Here is a 14,291-nt window from a genome sequence, read left to right on the forward strand (position 1 = left end):
GCAGCGCACCGCACGACGCACACAGCATCAGGCGAAGTGCGCGGTGTCCCGCACCTCGCCGACCAGTTCCTCGACGATGTCCTCCAGGAACAGGACGCCGGTGGCCCGCCCGCCCGCCTCGCACACCCGAGCGATGTGCGAGCCGCTCGCGCGGAGCACGTCGAGCGCATGCTCCAGCTCGTCGTCGGCGCAGACCTCGGGCAGCTCCCGCACCAGCTCCGGCGGCACCGGCCGGTCCGCCTCGCCCGGGCCGGCGAGGCCCAGGATGTCCTTGATGTGCACGTAGTGCTCGGGGACGCCCCCCTCCGAATCCAGCACGTAGCGGGAGTAGCCGTGCGCGGCGACCGCCTCCTGCGCCTGTCGCGGCGTCGCAGCCGCGGGTAGCCGCACCAGCGCCGCGAGCGGCACCTCGACGTCGCTCACGCGCTTCTCGGTGAACTCGAAAGCCGCCGTCAACGTGCCCCCGGTGTCCTCCAGCGTGCCCTCCCGGGTCGACTGCTCCACGATCGTCGCCACCTGGTCGATGGTGAACGCCGTGTTCGCCTCGTCCCGCGGCTCGACCCGCACCGCGCGCAGCGTCATATTCGCCACCCAGTTGAGCGAGCCGATGACCGGCCGCACGATCCGCGAGACGAACACGAGCGGCGGGGCGAGGATCAGCGCCGCGCGATCCGGCACCGAGAAGGCGAGGTTCTTCGGGACCATCTCGCCGAACACCACGTGCAGGAAGGTCACCAGCACCAGCGCCACCACGAAGGCGGCGATCGACACGGCCTCCGCGGTGAGCCCGGTCCAGGCGAGCAGCGGGATCTCGAGCAGGTGGTGGATCGCGGGCTCCGAGACGTTCAGGATCACCAGCGAGCAGACGGTGATGCCGAGCTGCGCCGTCGCGAGCATGAGGGTCGCGTGCTCCATCGCCCACAGGGTGGTCTGGGCCGCCCTGCTGCCCGCTGCGGCGCGCGGCTCGATCTGGGAGCGGCGCGCCGAGATCACGGCGAACTCGGCGCCGACGAAGAAGGCATTGACCGCGAGCAGCACGAACAGCCAGATCAGGCCCGGAAGATACTCGCTCACCGCTTCGCCCCCCGCTCGAAGGCCTCGAGCACGCGCTCGCGCGGCTCCCCGAACGCCGGATCGGATGCCGGATCGGCGGAGGTGTACCTCAGCCGCGTGATCCGCGACCCCTCCATCTCCTCGATGCGCAGGGTGCCGTGCTCCAGCGGGAGCTCCTCCCCGAGGTCGGGGATGCGCTCCAGCAGGTCGAAGACGTACCCCGCGACGGTCTCGTATTCCTCGCCCTCCGGCACGCGCACGCCGATGCGCTCCCACACCTCGTCCGGACGCAGGGAGGCGGGGAAGAGCACTTCCCCGGCGCCGCGCACGATCTCCTCCTCGGGCACGTCGTGCTCGTCGTTCACCTCGCCGAGCAGCTCCTCGACGAGGTCTTCGAGCGTCACGACGCCCGCGGTCCCGCCGTACTCGTCGACGACGACCGCGAACTGGAAGCCGCGGTGCCGCAGCACCTCCATGAGGGACGCGACGCCGGCCGTCTCGGGCACGCGCACGGCCTCGGCCATGAATTCCGTGACCGGGGTGAAGTCGCGGCGCTCGAAATCGACCGCGAAGGCCGACTTCACGTGCACCACTCCCAGCACCTCGTCGACCGAGTCCCCCACCACGGGAAAGCGCGAGAGCCCCGTCTCAGCGGCCAGCGCCACCACTTCGGCGGCCGTGGCGGTGCGCGGCAGCATCTCGGCGAGCACGCGCGGCGTCATGACCTCTTCCGCGGTGTGCGAGGAGAAGGCGAGCGTGCGGTGCAGCATCGCGGCGTCGTCGTGATCGAGGGAGCCCTCCAGCGCCGAGCGGCGGACGAGGAAGCTGAGCTCCTCGGCGGTGCGCGCGCCCGAGAGCTCCTCCTTCGGCTCGATGCCCATCGCGCGGATCAGCCGGTTCGCGGTGCCGTTGAGGACGGCGACCACCGGGCGGAACACGAAGCTGAAGGCGATCTGCAGCGGAATGACCACCTTCGAGGTGGCGAGGGGCACGGCGAGCGCGAAGTTCTTGGGGATCAGCTCGCCGAGGATCATCGAGAACAGGGTCGCGAGCACGATCGCGACGACGGCGCCCGCGCCCGGCACGACGGCCGCGGGCACGCCGAGAGCCTGCAGCGGCTCGCGGAGCAGTGCACTGATGGCGGGCTCGAAGGTGTATCCGGCGAGCAGCGTGGTCAGCGTGATGCCGAGCTGCGCGGCCGACAGGTGCGTGGAGGTGATCTTCAGCGCGGCGATGGTGGGGCCGAGCCGCCGTTCACCGCGGGAGCGCCGCTGCTCCAGTTCCGCGCGGTCGAGGTTCACCAGTGCGAACTCCGAGGCCACGAACACGCCGGTGCCGATGGTGAGCACCACTCCGGCGAGGATCCCCCACGCTTCCGCTGTCATCGCTCACCCCCAGCCGCAGCTGAACGGGTGAGCCTGGGACTATGACCGCTACTATCGTCCATGCGCAGCACGTTAGCGGCGAAAACCGGGAATCCGCCTATACGCCGTGCAATTGTGGACGATGCGCGGCAGTGCCCCCGGGGGCCTTCCGCCGCGAGCACGAGACGAGGATCCGGGTGAACACGATCGACGCGCTGGGAGCCATCGGCGAGGTGCTGTCGTGGCTGGGGTTCGGGATCGGCCTCCCGGCCCTCGCGCTCGGCCTGCTGCTGCGCGCCGGGGACGGCCGGTGGCTGCCGGTCGAGGCGGTGCTCGTCGAGGACGGCGCCGTGGCAGCCGGGCGCAGGGTGCGTGTCCGCTGGTACGCGGGCGACGACTTCCACGAGCGCACGCTGCGCCCCGAGGAGCTGCGCCTGTGGCGGGGGCGCGAAACCGTGCGCGCCTATGCGAGCGAGCGGCGCCCCGAGCGCCTGCGCCCCGAGCGCCTGCGCCCCGAGCCGCGACGGCCCCTCGCCCACGCCCTCACGCTCGCCGGCCTCACGCTCACCGCGGTCGGCGTGGTCGCCGCCGCGCTCTCGTTCCTCCCGCTGCTCGCCGCCTGAGCCGCACCGCGGCCCAGCCCGGGCCGCGGGCCCGCATGCGCCAGCGTGTACCTTTCCGCCGGCGTGTACCTTTTTCGCCGGCGTGTACCTTGCGCACGGTATTTTCGGTACACGCCGGCGAAAAAGGTACACGCCAGCGAGCCGCGGCGCAACGGACGCGGCAGCCGACGGGGCAGCGGACGCGGCAGGGCCCCGCTCCGGAGACCGGAGCGGGGCCCTGCGCGAGGTGCGGGGTTACGCGGCCGCGTAGCCGTCCGCGACGTCGAGCGCCGCGTCGATGATGTCGAGGCCGCGCACGAGATCCTCCTCGCTGATGATCAGCGGGGGCGCGATCTGCAGCCGGTTCCCCGCGGCGAACGGCCACAGGCCCGCCTGCTTGCAGGCCGCCACCACCGCGTTGAACGGGGCCGCAGCCTCGCCCGCCGCGTTGAAGGGGATGAGCGGTTCGCGCGTGGCGCGATCCCGCACCAGCTCGATCGCCCAGAACAGGCCGGTGCCGCGCACCTCGCCCACCGAGGGGTGCTTCTCGGCCATCTCGCGCAGGCGCGGCTCCACGATCCGCGAGCCGAGATCCTTCACCCGCTGGAGAATGCCCTCCTCCTCGAAGATGTCGAAGGTGGCGACGCCGGCGGCGGCGCCCAGGGGGTGCCCGCTGTACGTCAGCCCGCCGGGGAAGGGGCGCTCGGCAAAGGTGTCGTGGATCGCCTCGGAGATCACCACGCCGCCCAGCGGCACGTACCCCGAGTTGACGCCCTTCGCGAAGGTCACGAGATCGGGGCGCACCTCGAAGGCCTGGAACGCGAACCACTCGCCGGTGCGGCCGAAGCCGGCCATCACCTCGTCGCAGATCAGCAGGATCCCGAACTCGTCGCACAGCTCCCGCACGCCGGCGAGATAACCGGGCGGCGGCACCAGGATGCCGTTCGTGCCCGTGACGCTCTCCAGGATGATCGCGGCGATCGTGCTCGCGCCCTCCAGTTCGATCGTCGCACGCAGGTGCGCGAGCGCGCGCTCGGTCTCCTGCTCCGGGGTCTCGGCGTAGAACGCCGAGCGGTACAGGAAGGGCCCCTGGAAGTGCACCACGCCCGCGTCGAGCGTGCCGTTCGCCCAGCGGCGAGGCTCGCCCGTCAGCGTGATCGCCGTCGCGGTCGAACCGTGGTAGGAGCGGTAGCGCGCAAGCACCTTCTGGCGGCCGGTGTGGTGGCGGGCCATGCGCACCGCGTACTCGTTCGCGTCGGCGCCGCCGTTCGTGAAGAACACCGAGCGCGCCCCCTCGAAGGAGTGCTCCACGATGCGCTTGGCCAGCTCACCGCGCACGTCGTTCGCCATCGCGGGCTGGATCGTGGCGAGGCGCCCCGCCTGATCCTGGATCGCCTTCACGAGCCCCGGATGCTGATGCCCGAGGTTCAGGTTGACGAGCTGCGAGGAGAAGTCGAGGAACTCGTTCCCGTCGTAGTCCCAGAACCGCACGCCCTCGCCCTTCGCGATCGGCAGCGGGTCGATCTTCGCCTGCGCCGACCAGGAGTGGAAGACGTAGTCGCGGTCGTTCTTGCGCACCTCGCGCTGGGCCTCCGTGTCGCCGAAGCTCTGCTCGGCGCCGTGCAGGTCGATGTAGTCGGCCATGATGCGTTCCTCTCCGGCCTCAGCTGTTGCTCGGGAAGCCGAGGTCGACCTTCGACTGCTCCGGCTTGGGCCAGCGCGTCGTCACGACCTTCGAGCGGGTGTAGAAGTGGATCGACTCGGGACCGTAGATGTGGGCGTCGCCGAAGAGCGAGTCCTTCCAGCCGCCGAAGGAGAAGGAGCCGACCGGGACGGGGATCGGGACGTTGATGCCGACCATGCCCGCCTCGACCTCGAACTCGAACTGGCGGGCGACGCCGCCGTCCCGGGTGAAGATCGCGGTGCCGTTGCCGAACTGGTGCTCGTTGATGAGCTGCACGCCCTCCTCGTAGCTGTCGACGCGCACGACCGCGAGCACCGGGCCGAAGATCTCCTCGCGGTAGACCTTGCTGTCGGTCTTGACGTGGTCGAGCAGCGAGACGCCCGTGAAGAAGCCGTTGCCCTCGAACTGCGCCTCGCGGCCGTCGACGACGACGGTGGCGCCCTCGGCGGCGGCACCCGCGACGTAGGACTCGACGCGCTCCTTCGCCTCCTTCGTGATGAGCGGGCCCATCTCGGAGGCGGGGTCGGTGCCGTCGCCGATGGTCAGCTTGCCCATGCGCTCGGCGATCTTCGCGACGAGCTCGTCGCCGACGCCGCCCACGGCGACGACCACGGAGACCGCCATGCAGCGCTCGCCGGCCGAGCCGTATGCCGCCGAGACCGCGGCGTCCGCCGCACCGTCAAGATCGGCGTCCGGCATCACGATCATGTGGTTCTTGGCACCGCCGAGCGCCTGCACCCGCTTGCCGTTCGCGGCCGCGCGCTCGTAGATGTACTTCGCGATGGGGGTGGAGCCGACGAAGCTGATCGCCTTCACGTCGCGGCTGTCGAGCAGGGTGTCGACGGCCACCTTGTCGCCGTTGACGACGTTGAGCACGCCGTCGGGCAGGCCCGCCTCGCGGAAGAGGTCGGCGATGAAGATCGAGGCGGAGGGGTCGCGCTCGGAGGGCTTGAGCACCACCGTGTTGCCGCAGGCGATCGCGCTCGCGATCATCCACAGCGGCACCATCACGGGGAAGTTGAAGGGGGTGATCGCCGCGACGACGCCGACCGGCTGCTTGATCGAGTGGACGTCCACGCCGGTGGAGACCTGCTCGTCGCGCTCGCCCTTCAGCAGGTGCAGCAGGCCGGAGGCGAACTCGACGTTCTCGAGGCCGCGGGCGATCTCGCCGGCCGCGTCCGAGAGGACCTTGCCGTGCTCGCTGGTGACGATCGCGGCGAGCTCGGGGGTGCGCTGCTTGAGGAGCTGGCGCAGGTTGAAGAAGATGTCCGCCCGCTTGGTGAGGCTGGTCTTCCGCCACATCGGCAGGGCGGCCTTCGCGGCGGCGATGGCCTGCTCGACGGTGGCGACCGAGGCGATCGCGAGCTCGTGCTGCTGCTCGCCGGTGGCCGGGTTATAGACCGGCTGGGTGCGCTCGGCGTCGGTGACGCGCTCGCCGCCGATGACGTGGGGAATGAGTGCCATCCGTGAATCCTCTCGAAACAATCAATATGTTCGGGATCATGGGATCCCGCTCTCTGCAAGTATTCCAATGCTCCAAGCGAGCCACCACCGGCACAGTATCGCGATCTGCGCCATTCCTCGTACACTCTGTACGATGGCTGCGGCTCGCGGCGGCCCGAAGGAGGAACACGTGGCGGAAGGCATCGGGATCGCGGAGGTGCTCGCACTGCCCGAGCTGCTGGCGGGCGAGCCGGAGGTGGTCGCGGGAGCGCAGGGGCTGGGACGGGAGGCCCGCTGGGCGCACGTGGTCGCGGGCGTCGAGGGCGTGCAGCTGCTCGACGGGGGCGAGCTGGTCCTCACCACGGGCACGGGCTGGTCGCGCGACGCGGCCGCGCTCACGGCGCTCGCGCGGGCGCTCGTCGCCGCGGATCCCGCCGCGGTGGTGCTCGAGCTCGGCCGCAACTTCCGCGAGGCCCCCGCGCCGCTCGTCTCCGCCTGCGAGTCCGGCGGCATCCCGCTGATCGTGCTGCGCCGCGAGGTGCGCTTCGTGCAGCTGACGCAGCGCATCCACCAGCGGGTCCTCGCCGATCAGAGCGAGGCGCTCGCCGCGCGAGCCGAGGTGCACGCCATGCTCACCGAGCTGGGGCTCAACCGCAGCCCCGTCGACTACGTGATCGAGCGGCTCGCGGACACGCTCGCGGCGCCCGTGGTGCTGGAGGACTCGGCGGGACGCGTGGTCGCCTGGTCCGATTCCGGCGCGGCAGGACCGGCGGGAGCCGCGGCCCCGCAGGATCGCGGGCGGATCGCGGGCGACGGCGCGGGCGGCTCGGCACCCGAGTCCGTCGTCCCGCGCAAGGCGGCCGCCGCGCACGCCCTCGCCGAGTGGGCCGAAGGGCCGCCCGCCGCCCTGCCCGCCGGATCGGAGCAGGTGCCAGTGGAGGCGCAGGGCCGCCGCTGGGGGCGGCTCACCGCCCTGCCCGGCCCCGCGCACCCGGCCGGCCGCCGCACGGTGCTCGAGCTCGGCGCCTTCGCGCTCGCGCTCGGCAGGCTCGCCGACCCCGAGGGCGAGCAGTGGCTGCAGCTCAGCTCGAAGCGCGTTTTCGACATGCTGCTCGGCGGCCGCTACCGCCGCGCCGAGGAGCTCGCGGTGCAGCTCGCGGCGAGCGGTCTGCCGGTGCGGGACCGGGCACTGCTCGGGGCGACCCTGCAGGGCATCGGCGACTTCGCCCCGGGCGGTGGCCACGAGGGCCCGCTGGAGCAGGCGCTGCTGCAGACGGCGCTCCGGCGCGCGGTCTCCCCCGACGGCCGGGTCCTGCTCGCCCCCGATCGTGCGGCGGAGCCGCCCACGCTGCTCGCCCTGCTCTCCTTCCCGGCCGGCGATCCGCGCGCCTCCGATCCGGCGGCCTTCGCGGCGCGGCTGAACCGGGAGCTGGGCATGTTGCTCCCCGCCACCACCCCGGCCGCCTGGCGTGCCCACCTCGCCCTCGGGCCGGCGGGGACGCGGGTGCGGGCGCTCATCACCTCGCTCGAGCAGGTGCGCGCGGCCGGCACCCTCGACCCGGTGGCCGAGACCGGCAGGGTCACGGTGCAGCAGGCGGAGCGGCAGCCGCTCGCCTATCTGGTGCGCGGGCTCTCCGGCACGCCAGAGGTGCAGGACTTCGCGGCCGACGCGCTGGGCCCGCTGCTCGCGCACGACGCCGCGAGCGGTCCCGGTCACAGCGGAGACCTCGTCGAGGTGCTGCGCGCGTACCTCGCGCACCCCACCAACCGCTCGCTCGCGGCGCAGCGGGCCCGCCTCTCACGCTCGGTCTTCTATCAGCGGCTGGCCCTCATCGAGGAGCTTCTGGACGTGGACCTCGCCGACGGCACCGTGATCGCCACCCTCGCCGTCGCCCTCCTCGCTCGCCGCTGACCGGCCGCCGCCGGCCATCCGCCGGCGCTCAGCGGTTCCAGAGAGCGGGATAGGGGTGGCCGAGCTCCGCGACGAGGCGGCGCAGGGCGGGCAGGGAGAGGCCGATCACGCAGCTCGGCGCGCCCTCGATGCGCTCGATGAAGGCGCCCGCCAATCCGTCGATCGCGAAGCCGCCGGCGAGCTCCAGCGGCTCGCCGCTCGCCACATACGCCTCCAGCTCGGCGTCCGCGAGATCCGCCGAGAGCGTCACCCGCGCCGTGTCCACCGATCCTGCGGCGCCCCGCGTCTCGCCGCCGCGGTGATCGATGAGCCAGTGCCCCGAGTGCAGCACCCCGGTGCGGCCGCGATGCTGCTTCGCGCGCGCCAGGGCGACCTCCGGCAGATGCGGCTTGCCGAGGATCTCTCCGTCGAGCAGGAACATCGAGTCGCCCCCGAGCACCAGTCCGTCGATCTCCGCGCCGTGGCGGCGCACCACGTCCTCCGCCTTCAGCCGCCCGAGGTGCTCGGTGAGCTCGGGAGCCGTGAGCGGGCGCCCCAGCTCCGCCTCGCGCTCCCGCACCGCCGCCTCCTCGTCGACCTCGGGCGAGTAGCAGAGGGGTTCGATGCCGGCGCCGCGCAGCACGGAGAGGCGGGCAGGAGAGGTCGAGGCGAGGTACAGGCGCATGGGGGCGATTCTACGGCGCAGCCCGCGTCCGCCGCCGGACGGCGAGCGGGGTGTGCGGGCGCGCCTCGCGCGGCGCCCCCCGGCGCTGCGGCTCCTGCCGGGTCGCGAATCATATCGGACCGGAGGCAGCGCCCGGCACGGAATCCGCGCACGCGAATGCAGCTGTCGCGGATCGTCCGCTGCGCGCCGTCAGGGCGGGTCATGATTGGCGCCGGTCCAGCAGGGGTGCGATGATGTGCAGCATGGGACATCTCGTCTACGCCGGTTCGGCGGAGTATCAGGTCGAGGATCGCGCACTCGCCCACCTCAAGGTCGCCGTCGGCATCAAGCTGCGTCGCAAGGAGTGCTTCTTCCTCAGCTGGTCGAACCCCGTGGAGCGCGGCAGCGGCCGCGTCTCGCTGTGGCTCTCACCGGCGATCCCGCTCGTCTTCCGCTTCTCGGGCAGCCGCCCGCCCGAGCTCAACCAGACCTGGATCAACGTGCTCGGCGAGCTCTCGCACACCCCGCGCGGGCTCGTCCTCATGTCTGAGAAGGAGGCCGAGGCGCACGCCGCGCAACGGTCGTGATCCCGGGGCAGGACCCCCGCCCCGGACCACCGAGACCCCGCCCGAGGAGGCACCATGGGAACCCTGCACTACGACTCATCGCACCGCTTCCAGTTCGACGATCGCACGCTCGCGCACCTGCGCGCCGTGATCGTCTCGAAGCTCGGCCATCAGGAGAGCCTGCTGTTCACGTGGACGTCGAAGGACACGCAGCGCAGCATCTGGCTCCACCCCACCATCCCGGTGCAGTTCGAGTTCGACGAGGGCGAGGTCCCGCCACTCAACCGCGCCTGGCTCGAAGAGCTCACGGCGACGGCGAACGCCCCCGCCGGGCTTCGCCTGCTCCCCGAGCCCGCGGAGCCCGAGCAGCACTAGCGCGCCCGGGCGGCTCCCGCGGTGCCCACCGCACCGGGAGCCCCCCCGCGCGGCATTCGCGTGGCATTCCCGCGCGGGCATACACCGAGCCGCGCGACCGCGCAAGGCCCTGCCGGGACACGCCGGCCGGCGCATAGTCTGGCCATGAGATCGGCGGGCCCCCACTCCCTCTCGGGCGGCGGGGACCGCCCCGACAGTAAGGAGTTCTCATGGGCATCCTCGCGTTTCTCGTGCTCGGACTGATTGCGGGCGCAATCGCAAAGGCGATCCTTCCCGGCCGGCAGGGCGGCGGCTGGATCGCGACCCTCGTGCTCGGCGTGGTCGGGGCGCTGCTCGGCGGCTGGCTCGGCTCTCTCATCTTCAACGTCGACCTGGGCGGCTTCTTCTCCATCGAGACCTGGCTGCTCGCGATCGGCGGCTCCATCGTCGTGCTCCTCATCTACGGTCTGATCGTCGGCCGGGGCCGACGCGAGGCATAGCGAGCACGATCCGAACGTCGGCGGCCCGACTGGGGAGCGGGCCGCCGTCAGCCGGACACCCCCTCCGGCATTCTGCGCGGGGAGCGCAGAGCGGCGTGCGGGCGTGATGGGAGAATGGGGGACATGTCATCACGCGCGCACGCCTCATCCCCTCAGCTCGAGCCCGGCACCACCGTCGAACTGGAGGTCACCGGGATCGCGCACGGCGGGGTGAGCGTCGCACGCCACGAGGGCCGCGTCGTCTTCGTCGCCGACGCCATCCCGGGAGAACGGGTCCGCGCCCGCGTCACCGAGGCACGGAAGAAGTCCTTCGCGCGGGCCACCGCCGTCGAGGTGCTCGACGCCTCGCCCGACCGGCGCGAGCACGTCTGGGCGGAGGCCTCCGTCCAGCGCGATCCGGAGCACCGCGCAGGGGGCGCCGAGTTCGGGCACATCGCCCTGGCCCGGCAGCGGGCCCTGAAGGGCCAGGTCCTCGCCGACGCGATGCAGCGCTTCGGAGGGGTGCAGCTCACCGTGGAGAACGACGCCGAGCTCGAGGACACCCTGGCGGAGCTCGTGGAGGCGGCGCCGGGCGACGAGGAGGCGAACGGGCTCGGATACCGCACCCGGGTCCGCCTGCACGTCGACCCCGAGACCGGCGCAGTGGGGCCCTACGCCGCGCGGAGCCGCCGGGTCGTTCCCGTCGCCTCGCTGCCGCTCGCCGACGAGCGCATCGCGCAGATCGCCCCGCTCGACGAGACGATGCCCGGCGTGAGCACGGTCGACCTCGTCGCCCCCTCCGCCGACGACCCGCGCATGCTGCTGGGTCTCGCCGGCGAGCGGGGCCGCGCCGGCGAGCACGACGCGGTGCACGAGCTCATCGAGGATCGGGGCTTCCAGGTGCGCGCCGGCGGCTTCTGGCAGGTGCACCGGGAGGCGCCCGCGGTGCTCTTCACCGCGGTGCGCGATGCGATCGACGGGCTGATCTCGGCCGGCCGCTTCGACCCGGCCGCTGGCAATCTGGACCTCTACGGCGGGGCCGGCCTGCTCGCCGCCGCCATGGCCGAGGCGGCGGGGCCGGGCCTGAAGGTGACGACCGTGGAAGCCGCCCCCAGCGCCACCGACGACGCGGCCGAGAACCTCTCCGAGCTCGTCGGCGCGCTGGCGCTCACGGCGCGGGTGGACCGGCACCTCGCGGAACTGCTCGGCGCGGCCGCGCCGGTGCGGGAGCGGCTGCGCCGCGGAACCGTGGTGCTGGATCCCCCGCGTTCGGGGGCGGGCGGCGCGGTGACGGCTCAGCTCGTGGAGCTCGCCCCCGCGAATATCGTGTACGTGGCGTGCGATCCCGTGGCGCTCGCCCGCGACACGCGGAGCCTGCGCGAGGCCGGCTATGAGCTGACCGGCCTGCGCGCCTTCGACATCTTCCCGCACACCCACCACTTCGAGTCGCTCGCGGTGTTCGAGCGCGCCTGATCCGGGATCGGCCGGCGAGGCGCCGGCCGCAGCACGGCCGCTCGGCCGGACCCCGGGCCCGCCCGCGGTGCGGCCCCTCCGAGGACGGGCGTCAGCGCGGGGGCGGCAGCGCGTCGGCGAGGGCCCGCACCGACGCCGCGAACGCACGGCTGCTCTCGCGGCCCACGCCGCTCGCGTTGACGAAGGCGTGGATGTGACCCTCGACGAGCTGGGTGGTGACCGGCACCCCGGCCGCGGCGAGCTTCCCGGCGTAGGCCAGGCCCTCGTCGCGCAGCACGTCGAAGCCCGAGACGGCCACGTGCGCCGGCGGGTGCCCCGTGAGCTCGCCGAGCAGTGGCGAGGCGAGCGGGTCGCGCGCATCCGCCTCGTCGCGCAGGTAGTGTCCCCGGTACCAGTCCATCTGCCGCTCGGTGAGGAAGAAGCCTTCGGAGAAAAGCCGATAGGAACGGTGTTTCGCGGAGAGGTCGGTGACGGGGAAGAAGAGCAGCTGGAAGTCGGGCGGGCCCGCCTCGTCGGAGAGCGTCGCGGCGCACACCGCGGCGCTGAGGTTGCCACCGGCGCTGTCCCCCGCCACAGCCACCCACGTGCCCCATTCCGGGTGTGACCGCACCCAGCGGTAGGCATCCACTGCGTCCTCGACCCCCGCAGGGAAGGGATGCTCGGGGGCGAGCCGGTAGCCGACGGAGATGACCGTCACGTCGCTGCGTGCCGCGATGAAGCGGCACGCGGAATCGGCCGAGTCGATGCTGCCGACCACCCACCCGCCGCCGTGGAAGTAGACGACGGTGCCGCGCGACGGGCGGGTCGGATCGGAACGGTAGACGCGCGCCGGCACGGTGCCGCCGCGCGTCGGAAGCGTGATGTCCTCGACGAAGCCGAGCGGCCAGTCGCCTCCGAACAGCCGGGCCTCGGCGTCGATCCGGGCACGCGCCCGGCCGAGCGGCAGTCGCGAGAAGTCGCTGTCCGGCACGGCGTTGAGGAGGCGGAGCACCATCTGCACCTCGGTGAACAGGCGCTGCCCGTCGATCACCACGGGCCGCCCGGCAATGAGGCGCTGGACGGCTTCGGGGAGCCTCCCGAGCACGCGGACGACCGCGCGGGTCGCGCGCTCGGCACGTGGGGGGCGGGCCTGCTCGCCGGCCCGGCGGGGCACCGCTACGGCGGCGGTTGCCGCGGGACGAAGAGGTTCGGCGTGGCCGGTGCGGCGCGGGGTCATGGGCATCCTCTCGACGTCGTCGTCGCGGGCGGGCGCGGGGGCCGCGCTGCGATCACCCTACGCGGTGCCGCGTGGGGAGCCGGATGACGCCGGCAGCCGATGTGCGGACCGCACCGGCCAGCCAGGGCGTGTCTGTGAAATCCTGCGCCTACTGCGCGGCCCTTGGCGGCCCGTCTTGCCGCGTTGTCGTCGTCGGCTCCTGGCGCAGCGGCGCCACCGCGGCCGACCGCGGCACGCGATGCGTGCCGCGCCCAGCCGGCCGCGCCAGCAAAGCCTCCTCCTCCGCCTTGCAATTCGGGCCGCCAAGACCCTGCTCGCAACGGCGAAGATTTCACAGACACACCCTAAGCTGGCCAGATGCACCCGGTACCGCCGGCGACGCCGGAGCCGCCACCGACCGAGCCGTCCTCGGCGATCGTCGCACCGCACATCATCCGCTATCTGGTGCTGGTCGCCGAGGAGCGGGGCGTGTCCCTGGACCGGGCGCTGCGATCCGTGTCGCTCAGCCGCGCCACGCTCGACTCGCCCGCGCTGCGGGTGTCGTACCGGCAGGGGCGGGTGGTGATCGGGGCGGCGCTGCGAGAGCTGGGCGTGCCCGCCCTCGGCCTGCTCGTCGGGGCCCGGCAGCCCATCACCGCCTCCGGCGTGCTCGGCCTCGCGATGATGGCGAGCGCGACGCTCGAAGAGGCGGTGACGGTCGGCATGCGCTTCCAGGGCCTGGTGGGATCGATGGTGCGCTGGGGTGCGGCACGCGAGGGAGCTCAGCTGGTGGTCACGGCCAGCGTCTCCGACGACCGCTCCCCCGTGGACCGCTTCCTCGTGGAAGAGGGACTCGCGAACACCGCCCGCATGGCCCGCGAGGGTGCCGGGGTGCCGGTGCGGGTGGAACTGGCGCGCCCCGCGCCGCCCGCAGCGGAGGCGCGGATGTTCACCGAGCACTTCGGATCCCCGGCTCGCTTCGGGGCCGGGCGCAATGCCTGGCTGGTGCCGCTGCAGCGTGCACGCGAGCCGCTGCCCACGGCCGACCGCTGGGCGCGCGCGGAAGCGATCCGGGTGCTCGAGGCGCAGAGCCTTCACGTGGTCGCCCGTCAGGAGCTCGTCGCGGTGCTGGCTGCGCGCATCGAGGACGCGCTTCCCGAGGTTCTGCCGCTCGCGCGCCACGCGCAGGCGCTCGCCACAAGCGAGCGTACGCTGCGCCGGCGCCTCGCGGATGCCGGTTCGGGGTACGCCGAGGTGCTCGACGAGGTGCGCCGCTCGCTCGCGGAGCGGCTCCTCGCCCGCGACGAGCTCACCCTGGCAGACGTCAGCCTGCGCCTCGGCTACTCGGACGAGCGCTCGCTGCGCCGCAGCGTGCACCGCTGGTTCGGCACCACCCCCCGAGGCCTCCGCCGCGGTTCCCAGGCATGACCTGTCTCTTATCTACAACTGATGCTGCCGACGAAATGCAGTGCGGTCGTTCTGTTGTTCTTAAACCTCCTTCATTAGACCTTACACGACTTTGA

The 14,291-nt window shown here is 72.7% G+C and carries 13 protein-coding genes; 7 read left to right on the forward strand and 6 right to left on the reverse strand.

Going from position 1 to position 14,291, the window contains the following annotated elements:
• Positions 1 to 27: 27 nt before the first annotated feature.
• Positions 28 to 1,074 (reverse strand): hemolysin family protein, encoded by a 1,047-nt coding sequence (locus B4915_RS00725; RefSeq protein WP_105803945.1) that lies wholly within the window; start codon positions 1,072 to 1,074, stop codon positions 28 to 30.
• Positions 1,071 to 2,438: a hemolysin family protein gene (locus B4915_RS00730; RefSeq protein ID WP_105803946.1), complete on the reverse strand. Its 1,368-nt coding sequence runs from the start codon at positions 2,436 to 2,438 to the stop codon at positions 1,071 to 1,073. Before B4915_RS00730 ends, B4915_RS00725 begins: the two co-directional genes overlap by 4 nt.
• A 176-nt stretch (positions 2,439 to 2,614) precedes the next feature.
• Here B4915_RS00730 and B4915_RS00735 point away from each other — a divergent pair, with 176 nt between their 5' ends.
• Positions 2,615 to 3,040 (forward strand): hypothetical protein, encoded by a 426-nt coding sequence (locus B4915_RS00735; RefSeq protein WP_146119978.1) that lies wholly within the window; start codon positions 2,615 to 2,617, stop codon positions 3,038 to 3,040.
• 234 nt (positions 3,041 to 3,274) lie between these two features.
• Here the strand turns inward: B4915_RS00735 and B4915_RS00740 are convergent, their stop codons facing one another.
• Entirely contained in the window at positions 3,275 to 4,663 is a 1,389-nt protein-coding gene (locus B4915_RS00740) for an aspartate aminotransferase family protein (protein WP_105803948.1), read from the reverse strand.
• Between the two features lie 19 nt (positions 4,664 to 4,682).
• Complete coding sequence (locus B4915_RS00745) at positions 4,683 to 6,167, reverse strand: CoA-acylating methylmalonate-semialdehyde dehydrogenase (protein WP_105803949.1); 1,485 nt, start codon at positions 6,165 to 6,167, stop codon at positions 4,683 to 4,685.
• 133 nt (positions 6,168 to 6,300) lie between these two features.
• On the opposite strand from B4915_RS00745, the gene B4915_RS00750 reads away from it, so the two are divergent.
• Positions 6,301 to 8,058 carry a PucR family transcriptional regulator gene (locus B4915_RS00750; protein ID WP_245907269.1) on the forward strand — a complete coding sequence of 586 codons (1,758 nt, stop codon included), beginning with the start codon at positions 6,301 to 6,303 and terminating at the stop codon, positions 8,056 to 8,058.
• 28 nt (positions 8,059 to 8,086) lie between these two features.
• On the opposite strand, the gene B4915_RS00755 is transcribed toward B4915_RS00750, so the two are convergent.
• Entirely contained in the window at positions 8,087 to 8,722 is a 636-nt protein-coding gene (locus tag B4915_RS00755) for a Maf family protein (RefSeq protein ID WP_105803951.1), read from the reverse strand.
• Positions 8,723 to 8,964: 242 nt separating this feature from the next.
• Between B4915_RS00755 and B4915_RS00760 the strand changes: the two genes are divergently transcribed.
• From B4915_RS00760 to B4915_RS00775, 4 genes are all read left to right on the forward strand, one after another.
• Positions 8,965 to 9,288 carry a DUF7882 family protein gene (locus B4915_RS00760; RefSeq protein WP_105803952.1) on the forward strand — a complete coding sequence of 108 codons (324 nt, stop codon included), beginning with the start codon at positions 8,965 to 8,967 and terminating at the stop codon, positions 9,286 to 9,288.
• 54 nt (positions 9,289 to 9,342) lie between these two features.
• Entirely contained in the window at positions 9,343 to 9,642 is a 300-nt protein-coding gene (locus tag B4915_RS00765; RefSeq protein WP_105803953.1) for a DUF7882 family protein, read from the forward strand.
• A 209-nt stretch (positions 9,643 to 9,851) separates the two neighbouring features.
• Complete coding sequence (locus tag B4915_RS00770; protein WP_105803954.1) at positions 9,852 to 10,121, forward strand: GlsB/YeaQ/YmgE family stress response membrane protein; 270 nt, start codon at positions 9,852 to 9,854, stop codon at positions 10,119 to 10,121.
• Positions 10,122 to 10,244: 123 nt separating this feature from the next.
• Positions 10,245 to 11,573, forward strand: coding sequence for a class I SAM-dependent RNA methyltransferase (locus B4915_RS00775; RefSeq protein ID WP_425436288.1), 1,329 nt, complete (start codon positions 10,245 to 10,247; stop codon positions 11,571 to 11,573).
• 91 nt (positions 11,574 to 11,664) lie between these two features.
• Here B4915_RS00775 and B4915_RS00780 read toward each other — a convergent pair whose 3' ends face one another.
• Complete coding sequence (locus tag B4915_RS00780) at positions 11,665 to 12,789, reverse strand: alpha/beta hydrolase (protein ID WP_105803956.1); 1,125 nt, start codon at positions 12,787 to 12,789, stop codon at positions 11,665 to 11,667.
• Between the two features lie 357 nt (positions 12,790 to 13,146).
• Between B4915_RS00780 and B4915_RS00785 the strand changes: the two genes are divergently transcribed.
• Positions 13,147 to 14,196, forward strand: coding sequence for an AraC family transcriptional regulator (locus B4915_RS00785; protein WP_105803957.1), 1,050 nt, complete (start codon positions 13,147 to 13,149; stop codon positions 14,194 to 14,196).
• Positions 14,197 to 14,291: the final 95 nt, after the last annotated feature.

It is taken from the genome of Leucobacter massiliensis (genome assembly GCF_002982315.1).
Taxonomy (GTDB): domain Bacteria; phylum Actinomycetota; class Actinomycetes; order Actinomycetales; family Microbacteriaceae; genus Leucobacter; species Leucobacter massiliensis.